The 26,713-nt window shown below is 55.1% G+C and carries 22 protein-coding genes; 11 read left to right on the top strand and 11 right to left on the bottom strand.

The features are described from left to right. Positions 1-42: 42 nt before the first annotated feature. On the bottom strand, positions 43-1,287 hold the full coding sequence (locus AC0XWG_RS01415) for a mechanosensitive ion channel family protein (protein ID WP_108090661.1): 1,245 nt from the start codon (positions 1,285-1,287) through the stop codon (positions 43-45). 66 nt (positions 1,288-1,353) lie between these two features. Next, positions 1,354-2,790: an MFS transporter gene (locus AC0XWG_RS01410; protein WP_475680310.1), complete on the bottom strand. Its 1,437-nt coding sequence runs from the start codon at positions 2,788-2,790 to the stop codon at positions 1,354-1,356. 107 nt (positions 2,791-2,897) lie between these two features. Between AC0XWG_RS01410 and AC0XWG_RS01405 the strand changes: the two genes are divergently transcribed. Together AC0XWG_RS01405 and AC0XWG_RS01400 are read left to right on the top strand one after the other, a co-directional pair. Then, complete coding sequence (locus AC0XWG_RS01405) at positions 2,898-3,767, top strand: helix-turn-helix transcriptional regulator (protein WP_475680309.1); 870 nt, start codon at positions 2,898-2,900, stop codon at positions 3,765-3,767. Then, complete coding sequence (locus AC0XWG_RS01400) at positions 3,764-4,792, top strand: DUF2157 domain-containing protein (protein WP_475680308.1); 1,029 nt, start codon at positions 3,764-3,766, stop codon at positions 4,790-4,792. Before AC0XWG_RS01405 ends, AC0XWG_RS01400 begins: the two co-directional genes overlap by 4 nt. A 34-nt stretch (positions 4,793-4,826) precedes the next feature. Here AC0XWG_RS01400 and nfsB read toward each other — a convergent pair whose 3' ends face one another. From nfsB to AC0XWG_RS01385, 3 genes are all read right to left on the bottom strand, one after another. Then, complete coding sequence (nfsB, locus tag AC0XWG_RS01395) at positions 4,827-5,480, bottom strand: oxygen-insensitive NAD(P)H nitroreductase (RefSeq protein WP_108090658.1); 654 nt, start codon at positions 5,478-5,480, stop codon at positions 4,827-4,829. A 120-nt stretch (positions 5,481-5,600) separates the two neighbouring features. Then, the gene (locus AC0XWG_RS01390) at positions 5,601-5,969 is read right to left on the bottom strand and encodes an MmcQ/YjbR family DNA-binding protein (RefSeq protein ID WP_108090657.1); all 369 of its coding nucleotides are present in this window, start codon (positions 5,967-5,969) and stop codon (positions 5,601-5,603) included. Further along, the gene (locus tag AC0XWG_RS01385; RefSeq protein ID WP_028018444.1) at positions 5,959-6,549 is read right to left on the bottom strand and encodes a TetR/AcrR family transcriptional regulator; all 591 of its coding nucleotides are present in this window, start codon (positions 6,547-6,549) and stop codon (positions 5,959-5,961) included. The genes AC0XWG_RS01390 and AC0XWG_RS01385 overlap by 11 nt, the downstream gene beginning before the upstream one ends. Before the next feature lie 190 nt (positions 6,550-6,739). Here AC0XWG_RS01385 and AC0XWG_RS01380 point away from each other — a divergent pair, with 190 nt between their 5' ends. Beyond that, positions 6,740-7,843 carry an MBL fold metallo-hydrolase gene (locus tag AC0XWG_RS01380; RefSeq protein WP_028018443.1) on the top strand — a complete coding sequence of 368 codons (1,104 nt, stop codon included), beginning with the start codon at positions 6,740-6,742 and terminating at the stop codon, positions 7,841-7,843. 32 nt (positions 7,844-7,875) lie between these two features. Continuing rightward, positions 7,876-8,217: a RamA family antibiotic efflux transcriptional regulator gene (locus AC0XWG_RS01375; protein WP_028018442.1), complete on the top strand. Its 342-nt coding sequence runs from the start codon at positions 7,876-7,878 to the stop codon at positions 8,215-8,217. Positions 8,218-8,272: 55 nt separating this feature from the next. Here the strand turns inward: AC0XWG_RS01375 and AC0XWG_RS01370 are convergent, their stop codons facing one another. Continuing rightward, positions 8,273-8,521: a DUF1158 domain-containing protein gene (locus AC0XWG_RS01370; protein WP_028018441.1), complete on the bottom strand. Its 249-nt coding sequence runs from the start codon at positions 8,519-8,521 to the stop codon at positions 8,273-8,275. 488 nt (positions 8,522-9,009) lie between these two features. Between AC0XWG_RS01370 and AC0XWG_RS01365 the strand changes: the two genes are divergently transcribed. Next, a complete protein-coding gene (locus AC0XWG_RS01365) occupies positions 9,010-11,718 on the top strand; it encodes a cation-transporting P-type ATPase (RefSeq protein ID WP_475680307.1) in 2,709 nt (902 codons plus the stop codon). Between the two features lie 31 nt (positions 11,719-11,749). Here AC0XWG_RS01365 and AC0XWG_RS01360 read toward each other — a convergent pair whose 3' ends face one another. Further along, entirely contained in the window at positions 11,750-12,871 is a 1,122-nt protein-coding gene (locus AC0XWG_RS01360) for a YbdK family carboxylate-amine ligase (protein ID WP_475680306.1), read from the bottom strand. A 105-nt stretch (positions 12,872-12,976) separates the two neighbouring features. On the opposite strand from AC0XWG_RS01360, the gene AC0XWG_RS01355 reads away from it, so the two are divergent. Beyond that, the gene (locus tag AC0XWG_RS01355; RefSeq protein WP_475680305.1) at positions 12,977-13,867 is read left to right on the top strand and encodes an oxidoreductase; all 891 of its coding nucleotides are present in this window, start codon (positions 12,977-12,979) and stop codon (positions 13,865-13,867) included. Positions 13,868-13,965: 98 nt separating this feature from the next. Here the strand turns inward: AC0XWG_RS01355 and catA are convergent, their stop codons facing one another. The 3 genes from catA to AC0XWG_RS01340 all read right to left on the bottom strand — a co-directional run bounded on the left by catA (position 13,966) and on the right by AC0XWG_RS01340 (position 15,655). Continuing rightward, on the bottom strand, positions 13,966-14,625 hold the full coding sequence (catA, locus tag AC0XWG_RS01350; RefSeq protein ID WP_475680304.1) for a type A chloramphenicol O-acetyltransferase: 660 nt from the start codon (positions 14,623-14,625) through the stop codon (positions 13,966-13,968). 99 nt (positions 14,626-14,724) lie between these two features. Next, entirely contained in the window at positions 14,725-15,042 is a 318-nt protein-coding gene (locus AC0XWG_RS01345) for a hypothetical protein (protein WP_306671812.1), read from the bottom strand. Between the two features lie 217 nt (positions 15,043-15,259). Then, a complete protein-coding gene (locus AC0XWG_RS01340; protein ID WP_164881355.1) occupies positions 15,260-15,655 on the bottom strand; it encodes a Spy/CpxP family protein refolding chaperone in 396 nt (131 codons plus the stop codon). Between the two features lie 302 nt (positions 15,656-15,957). On the opposite strand from AC0XWG_RS01340, the gene AC0XWG_RS01335 reads away from it, so the two are divergent. Together AC0XWG_RS01335 and AC0XWG_RS01330 are read left to right on the top strand one after the other, a co-directional pair. Beyond that, on the top strand, positions 15,958-17,133 hold the full coding sequence (locus tag AC0XWG_RS01335) for an efflux RND transporter periplasmic adaptor subunit (RefSeq protein ID WP_475680303.1): 1,176 nt from the start codon (positions 15,958-15,960) through the stop codon (positions 17,131-17,133). Then, the gene (locus AC0XWG_RS01330) at positions 17,133-20,240 is read left to right on the top strand and encodes an efflux RND transporter permease subunit (RefSeq protein WP_114978022.1); all 3,108 of its coding nucleotides are present in this window, start codon (positions 17,133-17,135) and stop codon (positions 20,238-20,240) included. The genes AC0XWG_RS01335 and AC0XWG_RS01330 overlap by 1 nt, the downstream gene beginning before the upstream one ends. A 3-nt stretch (positions 20,241-20,243) precedes the next feature. Here AC0XWG_RS01330 and AC0XWG_RS01325 read toward each other — a convergent pair whose 3' ends face one another. Continuing rightward, complete coding sequence (locus AC0XWG_RS01325; protein WP_128348668.1) at positions 20,244-20,903, bottom strand: helix-turn-helix domain-containing protein; 660 nt, start codon at positions 20,901-20,903, stop codon at positions 20,244-20,246. Between the two features lie 220 nt (positions 20,904-21,123). Between AC0XWG_RS01325 and AC0XWG_RS01320 the strand changes: the two genes are divergently transcribed. From AC0XWG_RS01320 to AC0XWG_RS01310, 3 genes are read left to right on the top strand one after another with little or no spacing between them, the layout of a single operon-like run. Continuing rightward, positions 21,124-21,561 carry a DcrB-related protein gene (locus tag AC0XWG_RS01320; protein ID WP_128348667.1) on the top strand — a complete coding sequence of 146 codons (438 nt, stop codon included), beginning with the start codon at positions 21,124-21,126 and terminating at the stop codon, positions 21,559-21,561. Positions 21,562-21,578: 17 nt separating this feature from the next. Continuing rightward, entirely contained in the window at positions 21,579-25,778 is a 4,200-nt protein-coding gene (locus AC0XWG_RS01315; protein WP_475680302.1) for an RHS repeat-associated core domain-containing protein, read from the top strand. Between the two features lie 9 nt (positions 25,779-25,787). Beyond that, positions 25,788-26,165, top strand: a complete 378-nt coding sequence (locus tag AC0XWG_RS01310; protein ID WP_128348665.1) for an Imm10 family immunity protein — start codon at positions 25,788-25,790, stop codon at positions 26,163-26,165. Positions 26,166-26,713: the final 548 nt, after the last annotated feature.

The following is a 26,713-nucleotide window of genomic DNA, read 5'->3' as shown; positions in this document are numbered from 1 at the left end:
AGTTGGCACCATTACCGCGTTGCGCTTACCGGGCTTAAATGCTTATTTCGCGATAACACCTGCCAGAGATCGAATGTCGTTTCCGGTGGGGGACTGGTGAATACGCAGCCCAAATTCATCCACCACCGCGAAAATATGGTCGAAGATGTCGGCCTGAATCTCCTCATATTCTGCCCAGATCACCGTGTTGGTGAAGGCATATATTTCAATCGGCAGACCATTCGCGTCAGGCGCTAACTGGCGCACCATCAGCGTCATATCTTTGCGAATACGCGGGTGATTGCGCAGATATTCATTCAGGTAGGCGCGGAAGGTGCCAATATTGGTCATCTTACGCAGGTTTAATACCGACTCCCCTTCACCGTTCTCCTGATTCCACAGGTTTATTTCCTCGTGCCGCGCGGCCATATAGGGCTTAAGCAGCTTCGCCTGAATCAGGTGCTGCTGTTCCTGCTCGTTGAGAAAATGAATGCTTGTGGTATCAATATTCAGACTGCGCTTAATACGTCGCCCGCCTGAAGCCGACATTCCGCTCCAGTTGATAAAGGCATCGGACACCAGCGCCCATGTTGGGATCGTTGTGATGGTGTTATCGAAGTTTCTCACTTTCACGGTGGTCAGGCCAATATCCGTCACCGTGCCGTTTGCGCCGAATTTTGGCATTTCCAGCCAGTCGCCCAGCTTGAGCATATCGTTGGCGGACAGCTGTATTCCGGCGACCAGCCCCAGAATCGGATCTTTAAATACCAGCATGAGGACTGCGGCCATCGCACCCAGCCCGCTAATCAGAATGGCGGGGGATTGTCCAATCAGCAGGGAGATAATTAAGATCCCAACCAGAATCGCACTCACCAGCTTGATTCCCTGGAATATCCCCTTCAGCGGCAGCTGTGACGCGGTGGCCATTTTCTGCGACAGATTGAATATCACATCCAGCAGGGAGAAGAAGGAGAGAAGCGCATAGACCATTACCCACAGCTTCGCGCAGGTGGTGAGTATTTCAGCCGCTTCGCTGCCTTTTTGCAGCCACAAAACCGCCTGAACGTTAACGATTATCCCCTGAAGGGTAAAGGCCAGACGGTGAAATAACTTATTCTGGGTAATGATCTGTAACCACAAATGGCTACTGGCCTGCGCGCGTTTCTCAAAAACGCGCAGTACCCCTTTGTGCAGAATAAAATGAACGATAAGGGCAGTAAGAAAAATAATACCAAAGATAATCACTAAAGAAGTGGTGTGATTAATTTCAATGCCTAACTCTTCAACCTGAGCAATTAATTCCTGCATAACGTCTCCTGTATTGATGCAGCCCCATAATGGCGGCTGCAAACCTGTTATGCAAATCTGCCTGGCTTATTTAGTGACGTGGCAGGTCTTCACCACGGGCAGACACAGACGATGACGCATACGTAACGTCGCCAGCGCAAGGATAAGCATCAAACCTGTTTCGACGGCCAGGAAGAGGTTTATCGCCTGAGTATAATCCCCGTGATGATTCCTCAGCCCGTGCAGCAAAATTGCGCCGAAAATGGCCGGACCAAGACCGAGTGCCGCCTGCTGAAGCGTACTCAGGATCGCACTCGCGGCACCGGCATCATCAGGCTGGATGTCGCGCATCCCGATGCGGTAGAAGCTGTTGACGATCAGCGCCTGTCCATAGCCAACCAGGCCGGTCGCCGGAACCAGGGTCAGCGTTGTGTTGTTCATGCCCCAGAGGCGGAATGTGGCGATCAACGCCAGCAGGCCGATAATCTGGATCGCCAGCCCGGTCAGCAGGATCGTGCTGGTGCTGTAGCGGGCGATCATACGCGGGGCAAACCATGCTGAAATAAAGTAGGTCACACCCAGGGCGATAAAACTGTTCCCCGATTGCCACGGCGCCATCCCGAGACCGGTTTGCATGGTCAGCGCCATACAGAACATAAACCCGGACCAGACGCTGAAAAAGAGCATCGCAATCAGCACGCCAAAGCGAATGCTGCGAAGCTGTATCAGACGCGGTGGGATCAGCGGATGGGCATCCTCACGCTCTTTTTTACGGGCATTCAATACCATCAGATATCCCAGCGGGATAATCGCAATCAGCGCGGCCTTCAGCGGCCATGACCAGTGCCACTGCGGGCCGAGGGCCATCGGGAACAGCAGACAGCAGAGGATCACTGCCAGCAGGACGGTGCCCGCCCAGTCAATGCGCGACGGCGTTTCGCGACGGGTTTCCGGCACATAGCGACGGCTCAACGCCAGAACCACCAGACAGATTGGCACGTTGATAAAGAACGCGTTACGCCAGCCCAGCCCGGCGATATCCGCCGATACCAGCCAGCCGCCACCCATCTGCCCGACGATAAACGCGATCCCGCCGATCCCGCCAAACAGGCTTATCGCTTTGGCGTGGGCCGTACCTTTCAATGTGACATGCAGCGTGGCGAGAATTTGCGGCATGATCAATGCCGCGCCAGCACCCTGCACAATGCGCGCAGCAAGCAGTTGTTCAATATTCCCCGAAATCCCGCACAGCAGCGAGGCCAGGCCAAAGATTGCCACTCCCCACATAAACAGACGACGACGGCCAAGGTTGTCCCCCAGCTTGCTGCCGAGCGCGAGACAGACGGCGAAGGCCACGCCGTATAGGGCGACAATCAGCTCCAGCTCGGTGGCGGTGGCATGCAGAGAATGGGTGATGGCGTCCAGCGCCACGTTGGTGATTGAGGTATCAATCATGGGCAGCATCTGGCCGGTTAACAGCAATATCAGGCCTGCGCGACCCGGTGAAACAACTGACGTATTCATGGTAACTCCATTGCGTCATTCATCAGATGGTCGTAGCATCAACTATCTGATAAACGGGTACCAGTTCTTGCTTATACTGGTACTGGCACTACCATGCAGGGGGATTTATGGCGCTGATGTCTGAACCTGTCGTCTCACTTCAGGATGACACCCGAAAACAGCTGGGGGCATTTCTGCGTGCCCGTCGCGAAAGCCTTGATCCGCAGCGTCTAGGCCTTCCGCGCAGTGGTCGTCGACGCACGCCAGGGTTGCGCCGGGAAGAGGTCGCTCTGTTGGCTGACGTGGGTGTGACCTGGTACACCTGGCTTGAGCAGGGCCGGGATGTTAATCCTTCCAGCGCGGTCATGGCCGCCGTCGCAAAAGCACTGCAATGTACCCCGACTGAAGCACGGCACCTGTTTGTGTTGGCCGGATTACCGCCGGGTGAAGCACCGCAGGCGACCTGCTGCGAGGGGATCAGCGAAGGTACGCGCCGCCTGCTGGATACGCTGATGCCAAAACCGGCCAGTATTCAGAAACCGAATTTCGACATCGTGGCGTGGAACGACAGCTTTGGTCATCTGATGGGGGTCGATTTCAATGCTATCCCACCGGAAGATCGCAACTGTATTTATCTGTTCCTCACGCATCCTGCGTGGCGTGCCCGGCTTGGCCGGCGCGACGATGTACTGCCGATATTTGTCTCCTATTTCCGGGCGGCGATGGCCGAGCATCGGGGTGACCCGCTCTGGGAAGCTAAACTGGCACGCTTCTTCGCGGTATCTGACGAGTTTAAAACCCTGTGGCACCAGCGCAACGAGGTGCGCGGCGTGGAAAACCAGCTCAAGCTATTCACCCACCCTGAACTTGGGGAGTTTACCCTGCAACAAATGTACTGGTACTCTGCTCCTCGCAACGGTTCGCGACTGCTGGTTTATCTGCCAGTGGATGACGTGGGGGAGAAAGCAGTGGAATGGCTGGCGGAGCAGGCTAAATGAAGGTGACCCGAAAACAGGAGCGACTTTTACGTCGCGCACTCGATGAGTGGCAACAGGACGGTGTGTTAACCCACGACGAACACCAACGGCTGACCGGGACCCTGAAACGCGTCTCCTTGGACTGGCAGCGCCTTAGCCGCTACGCCTTCTGGACGGCGCTCGCCTGTGTGATCATCGCCATTGGCAGCCTGTTCTCCGACAGTGAGTTGATGGCGCGTATTATCGAATTCTTCGCTTTCTCTTCTTTCGCCCGCATCGGGTTACCGGCGGTGATTGCGGTGCTGTTTTACCTGTGGGGATTCAGCCGACAGCGGCGGGAAACCCAGTGGCACTACAGTACTGAGGCGATCCTGTTCCTTGGGGTCTTCTTTACCGCCATCGCGCTCTGGCAGCTTGGCGAACGGCTCGATAACGGCAGCGGCCACGTTGCGCCGTTGTTCCTGGCAGGCTGTGTGATTTACGGGCTGGTGGGCTTTTTTGGTCGCTCGGGGCTGGTGTGGCTGTTTTTCCTGCTCTCACTTGGCAACTGGTTTGGTGCTGAGACGGGCTATGTATCCGGCTGGGGCGCGTACTGGCTGGGGATGAACTACCCGGTACGGTTTATCTTCTTCGGTGGCGGACTGCTGGCGTTGTGCTGGGTTCTGCGGGCGTTATTGCAGGCGCGACAGCTCTACACGACCAGCAAAGCAATTGGGTTAACGTACCTGTTTGTCGCCCTGTGGATCATGTCGATATTTGGCAATTACGATATTGATAACTGGTACAGCGTGACGCAGGCATCGCTTCTGCCGTGGGCGCTGCTGTTTGCGGTGGCTGCGGTAATCTGTATTTATATCAGCCTGAAAACCGACGACGGTATGCTGCGCGGCTTTGGTCTGACGTTTCTTGCCATCAACCTTTATACCCGCTATTTCGAGTACTTCTGGGACGGCATGAATAAGGTGGTGTTCTTCCTGATTCTGGCGGCGTCGCTGGCGGTGATAGGGCGGTATGCGGAGCGGATTTGGCATGCTGGCGGCCGGTAAAACGTAACGGGCCGCACTGAGCGGCCCGTTTTGTTTAGCACTCGGTCACAACCGTGCTCAGCGGCAGGCGAGATTTCGGCAGCGTGGCATTGAAATCTTCCACGCTGTGGTGGCCAACAGGCACCACCACCAGGCTGGTAAAGCCTTTCTCTTTCAGACCAAATTCTTCGTCGAGGATCGCGGCGTCGAAACCTTCAATCGGTACTGCATCCAGACCCATCGCCCCCACACCCAGCAGGAAGTTACCGACGTTCAGATAAACCTGTTTCGCCATCCACTGGTCGTCATCTTTCAGATCCACGCGGTGCATGTCAGCAAAATAGGTGCGGCCTTTGTGGTTCGCGGCTTTCGCTTCAGATGTCGCAAAGCGGCCATCAGCTTCTTCCTGATCCACAACGCGTTCCAGCCAGGCATCATCCATCGCCGTTTTCGCGCAGAACACTACCACGTGAGAAGCATCCAGCATTTTGCGTTCGTTGAAGACATAGGTGCCCGCAGCAGACTTCGCCACGCGTGCTTTACCTTCCTCGGTGCTGGCAACAATAAAGTGCCACGGCTGGGAGTTGGTGCTGGACGGGCTGTACTGCAGCAGGGTTTTGATTTTTTCCGCTTCTTCAGCGGTCAGTTTTTTGCTTGCGTCGAACGCCTTGGTGGAGTGGCGTTTCAGGGCGACAGAAATGATATCCATAACAACTCCTGGTGATGAAATTCGCCCGTGCGCGGGCGCGAAAGGTGAGCAGATTACAGCGCGACGCGGAAAAAGATAAGTGCAATTCGAGCGCTTATTCTGTTCGTCTCAGACGAACAATCAAGCCGGACGGATCCACTTCTGGTCTTTTTTCGGTAGCTTATCCACCACCAGATGCCAGGAATCATTGATGAGGTCGGTAACCAGGTCCGGTGTCACATCGTCAGTGCCGTAAAGGGAAATCCAGTGCTTTTTACTCAGATGGTAGCCCGGCTCTATCCCGCGATAGATCTGCTGATTAAGCAGGGATTTCTCCGGGTCTGATTTCAGGCTGACGTGTGGTCTCCCGTGCGCGACGGCCACAATCATGAAAATTTTTCCGCCTACTTTAAACACGTCAAACTCCGGCCCGAAAGGCCAACAGTGTTCGGTGAACGGCAGCTCCAGCGCCACGCGTTTTGCGTGCTCCTGCAAGGCCTTACTCTCCATCGCTCTCCTCCTGGGCAAGCCCGCGCCACATCACCTCAAAGCCGAGCGCTTTAAAATCAACGGCGCGGGAAGGATCGCGGGTGGCAAATTCCATCGTCGCTTCGGCCAGCGATAAAAACAGCGCATCGCCGAACGTTTTAAATTCATCAGACATAAATACATGACGCACCGAGCGGCGGCAGAGTTCATGCAGCTCGGGGAACATCTCTTTCACAGCCTGCTCAGTTTCAGCGTTGATCTTTTCACTCACGCCAAGCTGGCGAATCGCGGCGTGGGCGAGAGGGTTTTTGATCCCCCAGTCAACGTAGCTGTTCCAGATGTTTCGCGTGTGCTCTTTTGGCGTGGTAAGGCTGCGATCCAGGTTGGACAGCATTGCCTGACAGAGATCCTGCTTCAGGTGCAAATAGAGGGCATTCAGCAGATCGTCTTTGGTAGCAAAGTAGCGAAACAGAGTCCCTTCGGCGACGCCCGCGTTTCGGGCGATGAGTGCCGTTGAGGCGGCAATACCTGACTGTGCAAACGCCACCGTTGCGGCTTCCAGCAAGGCCTGTTTTTTATCTTCACTCTTCGGACGTGCCACTAAATTTTTCCCCCTGTCAATTATAAAAACCCTGATTGAAACACGTGCTTTGACACGCTGCAACGCGGAATGTCAAAGATCGAAAACGTCTTGACGACTTTATCATCACATCTATAATGAGTGCTTACTCACTCATAATCAAGTTTACCCCGCGCAAACCATCGGATGGGGCGCGTTTTCGGGTCAGGATATGAAAAAGCCTCAATTCATCTGCGTGGTGTTTGTCATGATTATTGCTTCAGCTGCAAGTTTACCATTTGTCCTGAATGCCGGATTTGGCCAGTCCCCGCAGGGGGCTCAGCTCACGGAAGTCGAGGCTTCCCCACAGCATCGTGACGGGAAATTCCATAATACGTTGCCGACACCGGGTTATAACGGTGACAAAAATATGCTGGTGGCGATGTGGGAGTTTCTGACCCAAAAAACGGAAAACGCACGCCCGGCTCAGCCGCTGCCGATGGTGAAAACCGATCTTGCGAGCCTGCCGCTGGAGCAGGACACCCTAGTGTGGCTTGGTCACTCTTCCTGGTATCTCCAGCTGGCGGGCAAACGCATTCTGATCGATCCGGTGCTGGGTAACTACGCCGCGCCGTTCTCGTTCCTGAATAAAGCATTTGCCGGCGAGTACCCGTGGCGCGCTGAGAGCATGCCGGAAATCGACCTGCTGATTATCTCGCACGATCACTACGATCATCTGGATTACGCCACCATCAGGGCATTACTGCCGAAAGTGAAGCGTGTGGTGACACCGCTGGGTGTCGGATCTCACCTGCGTTACTGGGGGATGAAACCAGAGATTATCGACGAGCGAGACTGGAACCAGTCGGTGCACATCAGTGATGAATTGACGGTGCATGTACTGCCGGCGCGTCACTTCTCCGGACGCGGTATCAAACGCGATCAAACCTTGTGGGGCAGTTTTATGTTCGTTACGCCAGAGCAGAAGGTTTACTACAGCGGTGACTCCGGGTACGGCCCACACTTCAGGGCTATCGGCGAACAGTTTGGCGAGGTGGATTTAGCCATTATGGAAAACGGCCAGTACGACCAGGACTGGAAGTACATCCACATGCTGCCGGATGAAACGGCGCAGGCTTCAGCCGATCTTAATGCAAAAGCCGTCGTGCCCGGGCATAACGGGCGCTTCGTACTGGCGAAACACACATGGAACGACCCGCTGATCCAGCTGGCAAAAGCCAGCAAGGACAAAAACTATCGGCTGCTGACACCGGAGCTGGGTGAGCCTGTTCGGGTGAGCGATACCACGCAAACATTTCGTGAATGGTGGGAATAATGTTTAAACGAGAAGCAGAAGGGGAGAGCTGTATGACCATTTCCGCTCAAGTCATTGATACCATCGTCGAGTGGATCGACGACAACCTGCATCAGCCATTACGTATTGACGAGATTGCTCGCCACGCGGGTTACTCGAAATGGCACCTGCAGAGACTCTTTATGCAGTACAAAGGGGAGAGTCTGGGACGTTATATCCGTGAACGCAAGCTGTTGCTGGCGGCGCGCGATTTGCGCGAATCAGACGAGCGCGTCTATGAAATCTGCCTGCGCTACGGGTATGACTCGCAGCAGACGTTTACGCGCATCTTTACCCGCACGTTCAACCAGCCGCCCGGAGCATACCGCAAAGAGAATCATAGCCGGGCGCATTGAACATATCGAAATTCAGGCCGGGTAAGGCGTAGCCATTACCCGGCTTTTTTATGGCTTACGACGCCAGTGAAAACCAGCGACGCCAGACGAAACGCAACACGAAGAATTCGATAACCCCAAGCAGTAAAAACCACAGGCAGAACAAAATGGTGTAAAGCTGGTTAAGATCGACCATATGGAAGGTGGTAACCAGTTTCTCCGCCAGCACCAGCCCAGGCGAGGGCGCAGGAAGCAGCAGGCACGAAAGCAGGGCCAGCAATAAAATGCCTCCCGCGGTGAGCAGTGATTCTAACGGGTGTTTCATCTTAATGTTAATCGTCAGTTAAAAATGTCATTGTCCGGCATCCCGGAACGTAAAGCAATATAAACCCGCCTACTCGATTTCAAGAAAATAATCGCCGTAATCTGTGTGTCAATCACAGGAATAAAATATTATCCGGCAGACAATTAAATTAATATCGCGTTATGTCAATAAATGTCTGCGTTACGAAAATAATTTTACAAATGTATAGGTGCTATAACCAATTAACGTGGCAATAACAATGGCTGCGATAATGTATAACGCCAGGCGGCGCCCGCGATAAATACCAAACATGGTTCCTCCTCGTTTAGATTTGGTTTAGAAACATTTTGTAAAAATTAGCTCATCGAAATAGTTTTAAGCAGTTTTGAATAACCGAGACGCAATTATATTGCGGTAGATCAATTTTACCCGCAAGACTTTAAAATGAATTTATTTAAGCCAGAAAGGAATTCAGGCTTCTCTTCACCGGATATTGAAGGAAAAATACGATGACTGAAAAAAAATTGTCCCCAAACGTGCCGCCTTCCGGCGGGCTGGCATATCAGCAGAGCGTCGAGCAGGTGCTTACCCACACGCAGAGCCAGGCCAGCGGTCTGGACCGTGTAGAGGCGCAGGCGCGTCTGCAAAAATCAGGTCCGAACGCGCTGCCGGAGAAAAAAGGTAAACCCGCCTGGCTGCGTTTTTTGGCCCATTTTAATGATGTGCTGATTTATGTCCTGCTGGCCGCCGCCGTATTAACGGCAGTAATGGGCCACTGGGTTGATACGCTGGTTATTTTGGGTGTCGCAGTCATTAATGCGTTAATTGGCCATGTTCAGGAAAGTAATGCGGAAAAATCCCTGAAGAGTATTCGCAATATGCTCTCCAGTGAGGCGCGCGTTATTCGCAACGGCAATCATGAAACTATACCGACAACTGAAATAGTCCCGGGCGATATTATCGTATTACGTGCGGGAGATCGTATTCCGGCGGATATGCGTCTCATCGAAGCGCATAATTTACGGGTAGAAGAAGCGATTTTGACCGGTGAATCCACGGTTGTGGATAAACACATTTATCCGCTGAACGGTGAATTACCGTTGGGCGATCGTACCAACATGGTCTTCTCAGGAACGACCGTAAGTGCGGGCGGCGGCGTTGGCGTGGTCACCGCGACCGGTAAGGATACGGAACTCGGCCACATCAACCAGATGATGGCGGGCATCGAAAAGCACCGCACGCCACTGCTGGTACAAATGGACAAGCTGGGTAAAGCGATCTTCGTCATTATTCTGGCAATGATGGCTGCGCTGTTTGTTTTCAGCCTGGTATTTCGTGAGATCCCGATGGGCGAGTTACTGCTCTCCCTGATTAGCCTGGCGGTAGCATCCGTACCGGAAGGCCTGCCGGCGATTATCTCCATCATCCTTTCTCTGGGCGTGCAGGCGATGGCGCGTAAGCGGGCCATTATCCGCAAACTGCCGACGGTGGAAACTCTGGGAGCAATGACCGTGGTCTGCTCGGACAAAACCGGCACCCTGACCATGAACGAGATGACGGTAAAAGCCATCATCACCGCTGACAGCTGCTATCGTGTAGATGGTAACAGCTACGAGCCGGTGGGCAATATTTACCTGGAGGAGAGCGACGAGCCCATACAAATCCAGCCTGGCACCGTGCTGGAGCAGTACCTGCGTACCATTGACCTGTGTAATGACAGCCAGCTGATTCAGGACGAGCGCGGTCTGTGGGGGATTACCGGCGGGCCGACCGAAGGCGCACTAAAGGTACTGGCAGCGAAAGCTCATCTTGAGCCGGTCATGACCACGCTGGTTAACAAGATCCCGTTTGACTCGCAGTATAAGTACATGAGTACTCACTACCAGGTCGGCAGTGAGGAGCAGATTTTAATTACCGGCGCGCCAGATGTGATTTTCGCCCTGTGCGCGCAGCAGCAGAGCCGTAACGGTACACAAGATTTCGACCGCGCGTACTGGGAAACCGAGATGGAGCGCTATGCGCGCCAGGGGCTGCGTATGGTGGCAGCAGCGTTCAAACCGACGAGCGGCGAGCAGGCGTTAACCCACGATGCGCTGAAGCACGGTCTAATCTTCCTCGGTATTGCCGGGATGATGGACCCACCGCGTCCGGAAGCCATTGCGGCGATAAACGCCTGTCAGCAGGCGGGGATCCGCGTGAAGATGATCACCGGCGATCACCCGCAGACGGCAATGAGCATCGGCCAGATGTTGGGGATCAGTAACAGCGAGCAGGCCGTAACGGGTTATCAGCTGGAGAAAATGGACGACGCCGGGCTGGCTGAAGCCGCGGTGAAGTATGACATCTTCGCCCGTACCAGCCCGGAGCATAAGCTGCGCCTGGTGAAAGCGTTGCAGGATAAAGGTGAAATCGTCGGCATGACCGGTGACGGTGTTAATGATGCCCCGGCGCTGCGTCAGGCGGACGTGGGCATCGCGATGGGCATCAAAGGCACGGAAGTGACCAAAGAGGCTGCGGACATGGTCCTGACGGACGATAACTTCGCCACCATCGCCAGCGCGGTGAAAGAGGGGCGTCGCGTTTACGACAACCTGAAGAAGACCATCCTCTTCATTATGCCGACCAACCTCGCGCAGGGGCTGCTGATTGTCATTGCGCTGCTGGCAGGAAATATCATTCCGCTGACCCCGGTGCTGATTTTGTGGATGAACATGGCCACTTCCGCCACGCTCTCCTTCGGCCTGGCCTTTGAGGCCGCCGAACGCAACATCATGCGTCGTCCACCACGTAAGACCGGACAGCACGTGATGGATGCCTACGCCGTGTGGCGCGTGGCCTTCGTCGGCACCATGATTGCCATTGCGGCCTTTGCACTTGAAGCCTGGCTGGCCCCGCGCGACCACAGCGCGGAGTTCATCCGCACCGTGCTGCTACAGATGCTGGTCTGTGCCCAGTGGGTTTACATGATTAACTGCCGCAACACGGAATCATTCTCCCTGAACCGCGGCCTGCTGGCGAACAAAGGGATCTGGCTGGTGACGGGTGTGCTGTTCCTGCTTCAGGCGGCGATTATCTACCTGCCATTTATGCAGATGCTGTTTGGTACGGAAGCCTTACCGCTGCGTTACTGGTTCGTGACCCTGGCGGTCGCTGGTGTGATGTTCTTTGTCGTCGAAATCGAGAAGCGACTGACCCGCAGGTTCCGTAAGGCTGTATAACGTAAACACCTCTCCCCAGGTGGGGAGAGGGTTACGGAGCGGTTGCCCATAGTTCGCAATGTTTTTGCACCAGGGAGATAAGTGAGCCACCGTCTGCAATAAAGTCCCGCATGCGTTGCGCTTCGCTTTTGCCCTGCTTTAACAGCAGGGCAATTTCCGTTATCGCACTTGTCGCGCCGAGTTTCTCGGCCGACGGTGCAACCTGCTCCAGCAGCAAGTCGATCTCTTCTGCAACAGTCTTCTGCTCGCCGGTGTAAACGTCCGTCAGAATGCCCTCTAACCCGTAACGGCATGCCTGAAAACGGTTAAAACGATACAGCAGAAAATCCCGCTCCTGATGCTTATAGGGCCGCGCGGTCAATAGCCAGTGTGACGTAGCCTGAATTAACCCGGCAATATTGATCGCGTGGCCGAGCGTCAGCGGGGTATCCATCACCCGCACCTCCACGGTGCCAAAATGTGGGCTGGGACGAATATCCCAGTGCAGATCTTTAATGCTGTCGACCATGCTGGTGGCACTCAAACGGCGGAACAGCCCTTCAAACTCCTGCCAGTTGTTAACCCACGGCATTTGGCCGTTATCCGGGAATCCGGAAAAGATATTAAGCCGCGACGAGGCAAACTTCGTGTCTGTGCCCTGCATGTACGGCGATGCCGCCGCCAGGGCAATGAAGTGCGGCACAAAACGTGACAGGCCGTGCAGCAGATAAATGGCGTCATCCCCGGTCCGGCAACCGATATGCACATGCTGGCCGAACACCGTCGCCTGCAAAATCAGGTAGCCAAAGCGCTCCAGCGTGATGTTATAGCGCTCGTCGTCGCACACTTCCTGACGCTGCCATTTCTGGAACGGATGCGTTCCGCCGCCGCAAATCTGAATATGCTGATCCGCTGCCGCTCGCAGGATGCTTTGCTGAATCACAGAGAGCTGTGCTGCCGCCTGGTCGATGTTCTGACACACCCCAGTAGCGATTTCGAGCATGCTTTCGGTGATGTCGTGTTTGACTTCACCGCCTTTGATGTCGTTTTTAACGGCGGCGATAAGGGCTGAGGAGTCCTGGCTGAGATCGTATCCAGGCGGGTTCACCACCTGCAGTTCGAGTTCGATGCCAAGAGTGAAAGGTTCGGAGGAATGGAAATCGGGTAAAGGCATGGCGCACTCCGTTGTCTGTTATGTGTTGAGTATAGACAACGAGGGTGGCGCGCTCGTCTCAGGGTGGTATAACTGTTAGCAGGCTTAGCAAAAGGGGAGTGACTCATGTCTGACTATCCAACCATTGCGCTGATTGGACCCGGTGCTATTGGGACCACCATTGCCGCAGTGCTGCATGACGCTGGCCGCACGCCGCTGTTGTGCGGACGCACCGCGCACCCGGAATTACGTTTGCGTCACGATGAGGGGGAAACGGTGGTGCCCGGTCCGGTATTAACGGATCCGAGTATCATTACACTCCCCGTTGATCTCGTTTTTGTGGCGGTAAAAACGACGCAAAATGCCGACAGCGCCGGATGGCTGCGCGTGCTGTGTGACGAAAACACCGTGGTCTGCGCCCTGCAAAATGGCGTTGAGCAAAAAGCTCAGCTTGAGTCGTGGGTCAACGGCGCAACGGTACTGCCGTCGGTGGTCTGGTTCCCGGCGCAGCGTGAGCCGGATGCCTCAGTATGGCTGCGCGCCAAACCGCGTCTGACATTGCGGGATGTCCCGCAGGCACAACGAGTGGTCGATGCCCTGCGTGGCACACGCTGTGCGGTTGAACTGTCGGCAGATTTCTCCAGTGTGGCATGGCGCAAACTGCTGCAAAATGCGGTGGCTGGCCTGATGGTGCTGGCCAATCGTCGCGCCGGGATGTTCTCTCGCGAGGATATTAGCGAGCTGGCGCTTGCGTATTTGCGTGAAGGGCTGGCCGTCGCTCGTGCCGAGGGGGCAAACCTGGACGATGAGGTGGCACAAGAGATCCTGACAAACTTCCAGCATGCACCTGCCGATTTAGGCACATCGATCCTCGCAGATCGTCAGGCCAACCGGCCGCTGGAGTGGGATATTCGTAACGGTGTTATTCAACGTTATGGTCGCGCGCACGGTATCCCGGTTCCCATTAGCGACGTGGTAGTGCCACTGCTGGCGGCAGGGAGTGAAGGTCCGGGATAAAGGAGAAAGCGGTCTTAGAGAGAGGGGAGCGCTGGCATCCATTGCGGGGCATTCAGAATCGATCGTTGATGTCTGATTAATATACCCCCTATTTCCTTCTATTGATGTGGCAAGTCATTACAGAGTTCTTGTAATTCATTGAACAGTCTTGCCACATGGAAACCGTCGCACACGGAATGGTGTACCTGAACAGCGAGAGGTAACAGTACTTTCCCATCTTGTTCGTAATATTTTGCGAGAGTGAACATCGGAGCAAAAAAGTTCTGCATATTAGCAACGTTGACATTAAAACTGGTAAAACTCACCCAGGGAATAGCCGAGACGAAAAATATATTTTCCCGAGACTCTTCCTTAGGCCAATATGCAAGGCTATTACCATAACGTGCAACGTCTTCTGAATAAGTATTCTGGAAGTGTTGAATATTGCCATCGTAATGGCTCCACATTGACGAAAAGGTCTCTGTTTCATTATGGAAAATAGTATAGTTGGGATGAATTTCATTCCAAATGACAAGCTCATTGTGCTTTATGGCCATACGAAACTCCGTATGTCGGTTGACAATTTTAGCAAGGAGGAAAATCATCGTAGGGTAGAATTTCCAGCCAACCTCTTTTATATGTTTCAGCAGCGCGGTAATGTCTATCAGAACCGTTTGGTTAAATGTACTTTGAGCAAACCCCTGAAATACCTCAAAATGCTCCTTTCTTGCCCAACGCGATAAATCAACGGGTGTATATTCTGGAATTATTTTTTTCATTTTTTATCCTTTTGCTGGCAAGCCGACAGGTTCCGAACCGTGCTGGTCGAGAACGCACTGGTGAGAGTAGCGCATCCTTATACGGGAAGAAAGGAGATGTCAGAGCATATCCGCTCTGCTGCCCGGCGAAACTGGCGCCTGATATGCACTGGCATATGGCACGTTTTCCAAACCGAAATCTGCCCGCCAGAATTGTCCTCTTAAGCCATAGCAGAGCTCTGATGCCGAGCTTTTCAACAGGGTAAAGCTGTGCAAGCCAAAATCACCGGCTGCCTGAGCCTGCTGATTGCGCAGGATTTTTAGTGGAATTTTCCTTAATGCCATTAAGCGCCGAATAACGGCATCTTGCTGGATATCAAAACTGGCAATTAACGGCAGAATAGCGTCAGGGCGGGTAACGAATCCTGGATTCAGCATCTCTTTTCCTTGTCCTCCCGTGAGCACAGCCAGAGTAACAGATGGCTTACCACAGGTAATTACCAGGAAAATAGAGTTGTATTTGGCCGAAATTCTGCTCTTTCACAACTCCGCCCGCCGCCAGGCCATGTGATGCAGTATTGCGAGGCGGCTTCCGGAAAGAGCATGCCGGGGTGTTTTCCCGGCCTGCAACACGATGAATAACAGGTTTGCGAAATTACCCTGCGGCCTGCTGCTTATACATCTCCACGAGTTTCTTTTTTTGCTCCTGTGTGAGCATTTTACTGACATTGGTGTAGTACGTAATTCGACAATGTGCCGCCTGTTCATGCAGTCCATTCTGGATCGCTATTTGTTGCTTAAATACTTTCTCATCCACGTTACCCGTTTTAACCATTTTTAAAAACGCCTGCGGATTAAATTGGCTTGCATCGATATTGTTCATGCACTCCTGTGCATCAGCATGCAGGTTAATGAGCTGCGTTTTTTGCGATTTATCTAGCTGTAACACGCTGCCAAACGTTTCTGGTTGAGGTGCCAGTGGCTCCGCAGCCAGCGTCATGCCTGAGAAGATGAAAGTCGATAAGCCTAATATGATAGTAGGAAATTTCATGGGATATTTCTCCATTTGAATAAGTGGTATTCACTGTAGCTGATATAGCTTCCTTAAAAAGTCTCATTTGGAACTTTCACCGAAATTATGGGGCGAAAAAACTCTGCCACCAATATGCCGTGGCAGAGAAACCGGACTTTCAAGGATGGAACGTATCTGACGATACGCAATAAACAGTAAGGTGAAATGATTATTCAGGTCAATTTTTACAAAGTACCAAATGACACTCCCGTTATTTATTCGGGCCGATATAGTTCGTGGCGATATAAAAAAAACAAACTTCGGACTGAAAGGCTAAAGAGATGAAAAACAATTATTCCCGTTTACTCGGAGGGCTGGTCATATCCTGCTCTCTAATACTCACCGCGTGCGACCGCAATTCGCCTGCGCCCGGCGCACAGGCTCCCCATCCGGTGGGTGTGGTTACGCTGCGCAGCCAGTCACTGCCTGTACAAACCGAACTTCCAGGTAGGGTATCGGCATTTCGGGTGGCTGATGTGCGTCCGCAGGTCAGCGGCATCATCCTGAAGCGAAATTTCGTGGAGGGGAGTCATGTACATGAGGGCGAGTCCATGTATCAGATAGATCCTGCGTCCTATCAGGCCGCGCTGAACAGTGCCAAAGGCGATCTCGCAAAAGCCACCGCCGCGGCCACTCAGGCGCATCTCACGGCGAACCGCTACCGCGCGCTGATAAAAACCCATTATGTCAGCCAGCAGGACTATGACACGGCGATGGCTAACGCCCAGCAGGCTGATGCCCAGGTTGTAGCCCAGAAAGCGGTGGTCGAACAGGCGCAAATCAACCTCAACTACACCAAAGTGACCTCTCCAATTTCAGGCATGATTGGTAAATCTTCCGTAACCGAAGGGGCGCTGGTCACCGACAGTCAGTCTTCAGCGCTTGCGACGGTGCAACAACTGGATCCGGTTTATATCGATGTGACGCAGTCCAGCGATGATTTTCTGGCGCTGAAAAGCGAGATGGCAAAAGGCCAGATCACACAGCAGAACGGGCAGGCAGACGTCATGCTGCAGCTGGATAATGGTCGTCTGTATCCCAGTAAGTGCCAGCTTGAGTTTTCTGATGTCACTGTTGACCAAACAACAGGGTCGATTACGGTGCGCGCGGTGTGTCCAAACCCTGACAGCACGTTGCTGCCGGGAATGTTTGTCCGTGCGCATCTCACTGAAGGGATGCGTACCGATGCCTTGCTGGTGCCGCAGCAGGCCATTACCCGTACACCGCGCGGTGATGCAACGGCGATGGTGGTGGACAGCCACAACCGGGCGCAGATGCGTCGCGTTCAGGCTGCGCAGGCCACGGGTAATCAATGGCGTGTCACGGCGGGGTTATCGGCAGGTGACCGGGTGATCGTTACAGGTCAGCTGATGCTGCGACCGGAGATGACCGTTTTGCCAACCGAAGATGACAGCATGGCAGCATGGGCACCTGGCAATCGTGCGGGGGGCAAATAATGTCGAACTTCTTTATTAGCCGTCCGATTTTTGCCTGGGTGATCGCCATTGTGTTGATGCTTGCCGGTGGCCTGTCGATCCTGAAGCTGCCTGTGTCGCAATATCCGACTATCGCACCACCCGCTGTGCAGATCACCGCCAGCTATCCGGGAGCTGATGCCAAAACCGTGGAAGACACGGTGACGCAGGTTATCGAACAGAAGATGAACGGCCTCGACGGCCTGATGTATATGTCTTCCAACAGCGACGCGATGGGCAATGCCACTGTGACGCTGACATTCAAAAACGGAACCGATCCTGATATCGCCCAGGTTCAGGTGCAAAATAAGCTGCAGCTGGCGATGCCGCTTCTGCCTGCCACGGTGCAGAGTATGGGCATTAATGTTCAGAAAGCCAGCAGCAGCTTTTTGATGGTTGTCGGGTTCACCGGTGAGAAGGGCAGTGCCTTAACACAGGCCGATCTGGCCGATTATGTGGCATCGACCGTGCAGGATCCGATCAGCCGGACGCAGGGCGTTGGGCAGGTGCAGCTGTTTGGTGCGCAGTATGCCATGCGCGTGTGGCTTGATCCGAACAAGCTGAACAACTACCAGCTCACCACGGAAGAGGTTGTAAAAGCGATCAAATCGCAGAATAACCAGATTGCGGGTGGACAGCTTGGGGCGTTACCGGCTCCGGCATCCCAGCGTCTGAATGCTTCTATCATCGCTCAGACCCGCTTAAGCACGCCGGAGCAGTTCGGTAACATTATTCTGCGCGTCAATGAAGATGGCTCAGAGGTTCGCCTGCGTGATGTGGCGCGCGTTGAGCTGGGCAGTGAAAACTACAGCTCCAGCGCAGAATACAACGGCGAGGCAGCGGCTGGGCTGGGGATCAAACTGGCCACTGGCGCGAACGCGCTCGACACAGCGAAAGCCATAAAAGCCGAAATTAACACGCTGAAACCGTTTTTCCCGGCGGGAATGAAGGTGGTATATCCGTACGACACCACACCGTTTGTGAAAATATCTATCCACGATGTGGTGAAAACGCTGCTTGAAGCGATAGTGCTGGTGTTCCTGGTCATGTACCTGTTTATGCAGAACATCCGTGCCACCCTGATCCCGACCATTGCTGTACCTGTGGTGTTGCTGGGCACGTTCGGGGTGCTGGCCGCTTGTGGGTTCTCCATCAACACACTGACCATGTTCGGGATGGTTCTGGCGATAGGCCTGCTGGTCGACGATGCCATTGTGGTGGTCGAAAACGTCGAGCGCGTGATGACCGAGGAGGGGCTTTCCCCCGTCGAAGCGACCCGCAAATCAATGGGGCAGATCCAGGGGGCACTGGTCGGTATTACGATGGTTCTCTCCGCGGTATTTGTACCGATGGCCTTCTTTGGCGGCTCGACAGGGGCGATTTATCGCCAGTTCTCTGTCACCATCGTGTCGGCGATGGTACTGTCCGTGACGGTGGCCATGATCCTGACGCCGGCGCTGTGTGCCACTCTTCTGAAGCCGGGCAACCATGCGCCGCAGCGGGGCTTTTTTGCCTGGTTTAACCGGATGTTCGACACCAATGCCGATCGCTATCAGAACGGTGTGGCGCGCATCGTCAACAAGACCGGGCGCATGATGGCAATTTACCTGCTGATTGTCGCCGGCATGGCCGCGATGTTTGTTTTCCTGCCAACCTCTTTCCTGCCAGATGAGGACCAGGGGGTATTTATGAACATGGTGCAGTTGCCTGCCGGGGCGACGCAGTCACGGACCCAGGCGAGTCTGGATAAGGTGACGCGCTACTATCTGCATAATGAAGCAGCGAATGTGAATTCGGTGTTCACCGTGGCGGGCTTTGGTTTTAACGGCAACGGTCAGAACAACGGTATTGCTTTTGTCAGCCTCAAAGACTGGTCTCAGCGTCACGGTGCCGCAAACCGCGTGGAGGCGATAATTCAACGTGCCAATCATACGTTTGCCCGCACGATTCATGACGGCGTCGCTTTCGCCTTTAATCTGCCTGCCATTACGGATTTGGGCACCGCCACTGGCTTCGACTTTGAGCTGATCGACAAAGCCAACCGTGGCCATGCCGCGCTGACGCAGGCGCGAAATCAGCTGCTGATGATGACGCGTAAGTTCCCCAATGTGGTGACCAAAGTCCGGCCAAACGGGCTGGAAGATGCCCCGCAGTTGAAACTGGATATCGATCAGCAAAAAGCGGAAGCACTGGGCGTGAGCAATGACGCAATCAATAACACCATCTCTACTGCACTGGGTGGCACCTACGTGAACGATTTCCTCGACAGGGGGAGAGTGAAAAAAGTCTACGTGCAGTCCGATCAGGCGTATCGCATGCTTCCGGATGACATCAACAGCTGGTACGTCAAGGGGAACCACAACCAGATGGTACCGTTCTCGGCATTTGCCCGCGCCCGCTGGGAATATGGTTCACCACGCCTGGAGCGTTACAACGGCCAGTCATCCATGGAGATTCTGGGTGAGCCTGCACCCGGGCGCAGTTCAGGGCAGGCAATGATGCTGATGGAAAAACTGGCCGCCAAACTGCCAACCGGGTTTGGCTATCAGTGGACCGGCATGTCCTGGCAACAGCAGCAGTCGGGCAATCAGGCTCCCGCGCTGTACGCCATCTCACTGGTGGTCGTGTTCCTCTGCCTTGCTGCCCTGTATGAGAGCTGGTCCGTTCCGTTCGCCGTGATGCTGGTGGTGCCGCTGGGTATCATTGGCGCACTAGCAGGGGCCATGCTGCGCGGCCTGAACAATGATGTTTACTTCCAGGTTGGGCTGCTGACCACCATCGGTTTGTCGGCGAAGAACGCTATCCTGATCGTCGAGTTTGCCCGGGATCTGATGCTAAAAGAGGGGATCCCTCTGCTGGAGGCCACGTTGCAGGCGGTACGCATGCGACTGAGACCGATCCTGATGACCTCGCTGGCCTTCATTCTGGGTGTCCTGCCGCTGGTGATCAGCGATGGTGCAGGAAGCGGTGCCCAGAATGCCGTCGGTACTGGGGTGATGGGCGGGATGATCAGTGCCACGTTACTCGCCATCTTCTTCGTCCCGGTGTTTTACGTGGTGGTGATGAGGCTGGTGGCCCGTAAAAAATAGCACTTAATAGCGCAGCGGAAGGTGAACAATACGGATCAGTTTCCCTCGCTGCGCTTCCACGTAGCCGCCTTCGGTCAGGTCTTTGAGGATCCGCAGGACTGTGCTGCGGGACAGCTTAGTGGTGGACTGAATATAACTGAGGATGGAGCGTGCCTGACGAAAGTCATCGTCTTTTAACTCCAGTTCCAGCAGCTTACCACGGACAGTATCGTAAGCATTGTCGTTAAGCAGATGCAGGTCTCGCCAGGTGGAGAAGTGCAGATGAAACGCCAGTACGGTCGCGGCATCCTGCCATAGCAAGGGCTGCTCACTGAATACCTGCTGCGCTTTTTGGCCAGACAGCACATAAACCTCGCTCTCAGGTGCAAAGCGAACGTAGGTCGTGTCGCCCAGAGGCATCAGTATCTCAGCAAGCCCGAAGATATGTGGCGCGGTGGCCATACTGAGTTCCAGGTCATCCTGCTTACGGTGAAGCCAGAAATGACCTTCGGTCAGCAGATAGATCTCCGGACCATTTTTATAAAAACTCCGTGGACGGCGGACCAGCATCTTTTCAGCCTGCGGAAGCAGGGCATCCAGCAGGCGTTGAATGTTCTCCTGCGGTTTGAGCGCCAGTATTTTTTTCAGTGTGAGCTGGAATGTATCGGCGGTCGGTGTGGTCATGGCGATGTTTTTTTATGCTTGCGGGTGAGTAAATCAGTATCGCAGAACGCAAAATTATCGTCCATGTTCCTCATATCAGCCTCACAAGAAACCGTGCGATATCGGTACAGAGAACTGGAGCACTCCCGCATGGTCGGTGGGGCAATAATCTGGGGATAGTCAGCCTTAAACACATATGCGAAACTTACCGCTTCTGAAAAAATGTGGTGGGACCCGCTCAATGTCAGAACCATCTTCGCAGTGCCTTTTCAGTGAAGGACTGATCAACTTTCCTGATGGCTATCAGGATCGTACCGTAAACGTATTCGCGCCGCCCGCGGCGGATGCACCAGCGTTCAATATCTCCCGCGATGCCCTCAACCCCGGCGAAACGCTTGCCGCGTATATCGATCGCCAGCTCGCCCTGATGGAAAAACACATCAAAGGCTGGAAGCAGGGTGAGCGCAGCGACGCGACGCTTGGCGACAGCCTTTTACAGGGTGAAATTGTCCATGCCAGCTACCTGCGCGACGGGAAACGCGTCTGGCAGCAGCAGGCCGTGTTTACTGTCGACAGCCATAAAATTCTGGTGTTCACCATGACCTGCACGCACGTGCTGGACGATGCCGACAGCGCGCTGTTTGGCGAACTTCTCAGGAGCTTCCGCTTCCACCAGTAACTTCAGGGATCGTTGTTATGTTTGAAGCAGCACGCGTTGGTGATGATATCGGCCACTCCGGTGCGCTGGCCGGGATGATTGGCGGAACGATTGTCGGTGGTCTGATTGCCGCCGCAGGGGGGATTCTGGCGGGGGCCATGTTTATTGCCGGCCTTGGCGCATCCTGTCTTGGTGTGGGCGTCCTGCTCGTCGGCGCCAGCCTGGCCGTGGGGTATTACACCGGGGAGCTGGCGACCGCCGCCCGGGACAGCATCGCGGACGCCGGGGCATCCAGCATGACGAAGAAAGGCGTCATCACCTCCGGCTCGCCCAATGTGTTTATCAACGGTAAACCTGCCGCCATGGCCACGGACAGCGCGGTGAAGTGCTCTGACGACGGCTCGCAGCAGATGGCCGAAGGCTCCTCGCGGGTCTCTATTAACGGTCTGCCTGCGGCCCGTATCGGGGATCGAACCACCTGCGACGCGAAGGTGATGACCGGTTCGGACAACGTCATCATCGGCGGCGATCCGCAGCAAACCCTGCCCATTCAGTCTGAAGTCCCGGAGTGGCTCTACAAAGTCTCCGATCTTACCCTGCTGTTCGCCGGGCTTATCGGCGGCTGGGGCGGTGCGGCCGGCAAAGTCGGGGCGCTGTCTAAGCTGCTGGGCAAAATCCCTGGCATTAATAAGCTGGCCCGTATCGCCTGCCGCGCCGGCACGCTGATGACCGGCGTGGCGGCGGCGGGGATCATTGCCCGCCCGGTGGATATTGTCAGCGGACAGAAGTTTCTCAGCGGGGATGACGAGCTGGATTTCGTCCTGCCTTCCCGTCTGCCGGTGCGCTGGCAGCGCTACTGGCGCAGCGGCAACCCCGGCGACAGCGTACTGGGCCGCGGCTGGAGCCTGTTCTGGGAAAGCCGCCTGGAGCCGTATCAGGACGGCCTGGTGTGGCGCGCACCGTCTGGCGATTACGTCGCCTTCCCGAAGGTCCCGAAAGGGCTGCGCACCTACTGCGAAAGCGAAAAAAGCTGGCTTGAACATCACTCTGACGACAGCTGGTCGGTGTATGACGTCAGCGGCGAGCGCTGGCATTATGCGCCGCTGCAGGATGATGCCCCGTCACTGCTCCAGCGCCTCTCTGAGCCCTGCGGCAACGATATTCTCTTCGAGTGGAATGCGGATAATACCCTGCATGCCCTGACCGACAGCGCGGGTCAGCGCGTGGTCTGCCGCTACGACCGTGACAGACTCGCCAGCGCCTGGCTGGATGACGAGATCTGCCTGGTCAGTTACGCTTATGATGAACAGCGCCGGCTGGTCTGTGTGACCGGCCGGGGCGGTAGCGTGCGCCGACGCTTCCGCTGGCAGGACGGGCTGATGAGCGCCCACGAGGACGCCAACGGCCTGCTGAGTGAATACCGCTGGCGCGAAATTGACGGCCTGCCTCGCGTGGTCGGCTTCCGCCATAGCGGCGGTGAACAGCTGACGTTCGAATATGATTTTGATAACGGCATCCGTCGGGCCATCCGCGACGACGGCGCGCAGGCGCACTGGCTGGTGGATGACGACGACAACGTTGCGCGCTTCACGGATTACGATGGTCGCCAGACGACGTTTGTCTACCGCGACGGCGAGCTCTGCGACGTCATTCTGCCCGGCGGTGCGGTGCGCCGCAGCACGTGGGACAAATATGGCCGTATGACCAGCGAGACGGACCCGGCGGGTCGCCGCACGGAGTATCACTGGCATCGCCTGACCGACCGCATCACCCGCACGGTGTACCCGGACGGCACCTCATCGCAGTCAATGTACGACCTTCGCGGTCGCCTGCTGTCGGAAACGGATCCGGCCGGTAGCACCACCGCGTATCGCTATCCCGACAATGAAGAAAACCTGCCGGAGAGCATCACCGACGCCATCGGCGGCGTGGTGCGCCTTGTCTGGAATCACCAGGGGCTGCTGACGCAGCGCACCGACTGCTCCGGCAGCGTGACCCGCTTCACCTACGACCGCTTCGGGCAGCTGATTGCCAGCGAGGATGCAGAAGAGAATACCACGCGGCGGGAGTGGAGCCGTGCCGGGCTGCTGAGCGCCGTGATCCATCCGGACGGCAGCCGCGAGTCGCTGGTGTGGAACGAACGCGGCCAGCTCACGGGCTGGCGCGACCCGCTGGAAAGCGAGGTGAGCTGGGCCTATAACGCGCTCGGCTTCCCGGTCAGCCTTACCGACCGTATTGGCCGCGTGCGCCAGTGGCGCTATGACCCGCGCGGTAACCTGCTGCGACTCGATAACGGCAACGGGGCGGAATACCGCTTCACCTACGACGCCGTGGGTCGCCCGCTCAGCGAAACGCGCCCGGACGAGACCGTGCGCCATATGGAATGGGATGCGCGAGGGTTCCTCTGCGCGCTCGAAGAAAACGGACGGCCTGCCGCCGATGGCGGTATCGCCCGTCGCGTCCAGCAGTTCAGCTATGACGACAGCGGGCTGCTGATCGGACGCACTCAGCGTCACGCGGAGTACCGCTACTTCCGCGACCTGAGCGGTCAAATCACCCGCATCCGCCGTACGCCGACAGCTGAGGGCGTTGCTCTGGGTATCGAAAGCGATGAGATCGTTTACCGCCACGATACCGCCGGACGCGTGTTGAGCGAATCCGGCATTAACGGCGCGGTCGGTTACGAATGGGATGCCCTGAGCAATCTGACCAGCCTGACGCTGCCCGGCGAGCAAAAGCTGGCCTGGCTGCACTACGGCTCCGGCCACGTCAGCGCTATCCGCTTCGGACAGCAGCTGGTGACCGAGTTCACCCGCGACCGCCTGCACCGTGAAGTTCGCCGCACTCAGGGCGCGCGCGAGCAGCTCCGCCAGTATGACAGCCTCGGCAGACGCACCCTGCAGCGCAGCGAACTGAGCACGAACGTGACCCTGCCGGAGCAGACGCTACTGGAACGCCTGTATCGCTACACCGCGCGCGGTGAGCTTTCCGGCGTCAGCGACACCCTGCGCGGAGAGGTGGACTACGGCTACGACGCCGAAGGGCGTCTGCTGAAGCACTACGAGGCCCGACAGGGGCACAGCCGCGCGCAGTTCAGCTATGACGCCGCGGATAACCTCGCTGCCAATGACGACGCGGTACCGGTGACGGATAACCGCCTGCAGCACTGGCAGGCGCTGTTTATGAAATACGACCACTGGGGCAACCTGGTCAGCCGCCGCAACGGGCTGTATGAGCAGCATTATGTCTATGACGCCGAGAACCGTCTGGTATCCGCCCGCGGAACCGGGCCGGAAGGGCGCTTTGAGGCGCGCTATCACTATGACGCGCTGGGTCGCCGTACGCGCAAAATCGTCACCACAGCGCATGGCACCAGCGACACCCGCTTCCTGTGGCAGGGCTACCGCCTGCTGCAGGAGCAGCAGAACGCCGGGCAGTGCAGCACCTATATTTACGACCCGAATGAAGCATGGAGCCCGCTGGCGCGTGTGGATCACCTTCGTGACCAGAGCAGCGGTGAGATTTACTGGTTCAACACCGACCTGAACGGCGCGCCGCTGGAGGTGACCGACGAGCATGGCGCAGTGCGCTGGAGCGGGCAGTACGGCAGCTTTGGCGAGGTGCGCCATCAGAGCGAAGGGTTCTCGAGAGTCGTAAATCGCACGGCGATGGCACACCAGCCGCTTCGCTATGCCGGACAGTACGCTGACGGTGAGACGGGACTGCACTATAACCTGTTCCGCTACTACGACCCGCAGGTCGGGCGGTTTATTGTGCAGGATCCGATTGGGTTGAATGGCGGGTGGAACCTTTATCAGTATGCGCCGAACCCGTTGGGGTGGATTGATCCGCTTGGGTTGTCATTTGGCACTGGCAAAGGCACTCATACCGCCCATGCAACGCTTTTTGACAGTGAGGGTAATGTCAAAGCTCAAGGTATTTGGCAGAGCGGGAACATGACTCCAGAGGAAAAAGCTCTGGGCTTCCCACAAAGTTCCTTGGCAACACACACGGAAGCAAGAATCACCAGAGAACTTGATCAGATAGCGTCGCCTGGGGATAAACTGGTTATCGATGGACAGTATCCACCGTGTACATCATGTCGTGGTAAAATGAACACCTTTAAATTGAATACTGGCGCAGATGTCGTCTACAACTGGCCTTCCGATACTGGTCAGATTAATGAATGGCAGGCTTCTGGTAAAAAATCAGCCAGGCGAAAAAACTGCTCAGGATGAGGATAGCGAATGCGTAATGTTAAAAATTTTGCTGCAACGTGTATCAATTGCACTGAAGAAGACGATGTTCTTACCATTGGGGTAGGAGATGACGACTATGATCCTAAAAACTTTATCATTATCGGACGATTCGATGAGGATGAGTTACCTGTTAACGAATGTATTGGATTCCAGAGTGAGTCAACGGAATATGAGTTAACAGACTCTATTCGTTCCGTTCAACTCACAGATGACAAACTTGTGATCGTACTTAATGATGATGCCGCAAAAAAAATTGGCATCAGCGAATATCACGTGGTCATTCCTGCTGCAAAAGATTCTAAATCGCTTGCAAAGTATTTAAGGGAAATGTTTGATGGCAGTGATGTGCCGCTACAATTACCGTAAGGTTTTAGCCACTACATGGCTATCTTAGCACCTGTTCTTTAAAATGATGCAGGCAGGCCATTTCGAATAGAGGGCACATGTGTTGAGCCAAAATTTAATGGTGAATAGGATGGCTGCGTCAATTTTTTCATAACAAATGCCATCCTAATCCATTTTCCACAGAAGCTCTCACCTGCACGCCAAAACGCTTCGTCAGCGCTTGCATATAATCCAGAGTTAACGTGCGCTGTCCGCTCAGGATCCTATTCATCAGAGACTTCTTTCCAATCGCATTTTCGAAATTGCTCTGAGTGAGTTGATACTGATCCATAAGCGTTCTCAATAATGCAACGTCTGACGGAATGCTGATAATACAAGCATTAAATTCTGCAAACTCCAGAGACTCTTTTTCGTATTTATCGATTTGATGGTAAGTATCTCTACCAGAGGGCTATAGGCTTAGAATTTGTTCAGATTCTCCACCAATATTATATGGAAACGTGTGAACGGTGGGGCCGCTTCATGCTAGGAGCGGACATTGCTGACATCAAAATGTGTTAATCAACCGG

This window comes from Enterobacter sp. DVT3837 (assembly GCF_056238685.1).
The sequence above is the reverse complement of the archived record's forward strand: the minus strand, read 5'-3'. Positions and strand labels throughout refer to the sequence as shown.

Bases quoted from the DNA above. Each gene is read 5' to 3' on its own strand.
- AC0XWG_RS01415 (WP_108090661.1), bottom strand. From the start codon at position 1,287: ATGCAGGAATTAATTGCTCAGGTTGAAGAGTTAGGCATTGAAATTAAT.
- AC0XWG_RS01410 (WP_475680310.1), bottom strand. From the start codon at position 2,790: ATGAATACGTCAGTTGTTTCACCGGGTCGCGCAGGCCTGATATTGCTG.
- AC0XWG_RS01405 (WP_475680309.1), top strand. From the start codon at position 2,898: ATGGCGCTGATGTCTGAACCTGTCGTCTCACTTCAGGATGACACCCGA.
- AC0XWG_RS01400 (WP_475680308.1), top strand. From the start codon at position 3,764: ATGAAGGTGACCCGAAAACAGGAGCGACTTTTACGTCGCGCACTCGAT.
- nfsB (WP_108090658.1), bottom strand. From the start codon at position 5,480: ATGGATATCATTTCTGTCGCCCTGAAACGCCACTCCACCAAGGCGTTC.
- AC0XWG_RS01390 (WP_108090657.1), bottom strand. From the start codon at position 5,969: ATGGAGAGTAAGGCCTTGCAGGAGCACGCAAAACGCGTGGCGCTGGAG.
- AC0XWG_RS01380 (WP_028018443.1), top strand. From the start codon at position 6,740: ATGAAAAAGCCTCAATTCATCTGCGTGGTGTTTGTCATGATTATTGCT.
- AC0XWG_RS01375 (WP_028018442.1), top strand. From the start codon at position 7,876: ATGACCATTTCCGCTCAAGTCATTGATACCATCGTCGAGTGGATCGAC.
- AC0XWG_RS01370 (WP_028018441.1), bottom strand. From the start codon at position 8,521: ATGAAACACCCGTTAGAATCACTGCTCACCGCGGGAGGCATTTTATTG.
- AC0XWG_RS01365 (WP_475680307.1), top strand. From the start codon at position 9,010: ATGACTGAAAAAAAATTGTCCCCAAACGTGCCGCCTTCCGGCGGGCTG.
- AC0XWG_RS01360 (WP_475680306.1), bottom strand. From the start codon at position 12,871: ATGCCTTTACCCGATTTCCATTCCTCCGAACCTTTCACTCTTGGCATC.
- AC0XWG_RS01355 (WP_475680305.1), top strand. From the start codon at position 12,977: ATGTCTGACTATCCAACCATTGCGCTGATTGGACCCGGTGCTATTGGG.
- catA (WP_475680304.1), bottom strand. From the start codon at position 14,625: ATGAAAAAAATAATTCCAGAATATACACCCGTTGATTTATCGCGTTGG.
- AC0XWG_RS01345 (WP_306671812.1), bottom strand. From the start codon at position 15,042: ATGCTGAATCCAGGATTCGTTACCCGCCCTGACGCTATTCTGCCGTTA.
- AC0XWG_RS01340 (WP_164881355.1), bottom strand. From the start codon at position 15,655: ATGAAATTTCCTACTATCATATTAGGCTTATCGACTTTCATCTTCTCA.
- AC0XWG_RS01335 (WP_475680303.1), top strand. From the start codon at position 15,958: ATGAAAAACAATTATTCCCGTTTACTCGGAGGGCTGGTCATATCCTGC.
- AC0XWG_RS01330 (WP_114978022.1), top strand. From the start codon at position 17,133: ATGTCGAACTTCTTTATTAGCCGTCCGATTTTTGCCTGGGTGATCGCC.
- AC0XWG_RS01325 (WP_128348668.1), bottom strand. From the start codon at position 20,903: ATGACCACACCGACCGCCGATACATTCCAGCTCACACTGAAAAAAATA.
- AC0XWG_RS01320 (WP_128348667.1), top strand. From the start codon at position 21,124: ATGTCAGAACCATCTTCGCAGTGCCTTTTCAGTGAAGGACTGATCAAC.
- AC0XWG_RS01315 (WP_475680302.1), top strand. From the start codon at position 21,579: ATGTTTGAAGCAGCACGCGTTGGTGATGATATCGGCCACTCCGGTGCG.
- AC0XWG_RS01310 (WP_128348665.1), top strand. From the start codon at position 25,788: ATGCGTAATGTTAAAAATTTTGCTGCAACGTGTATCAATTGCACTGAA.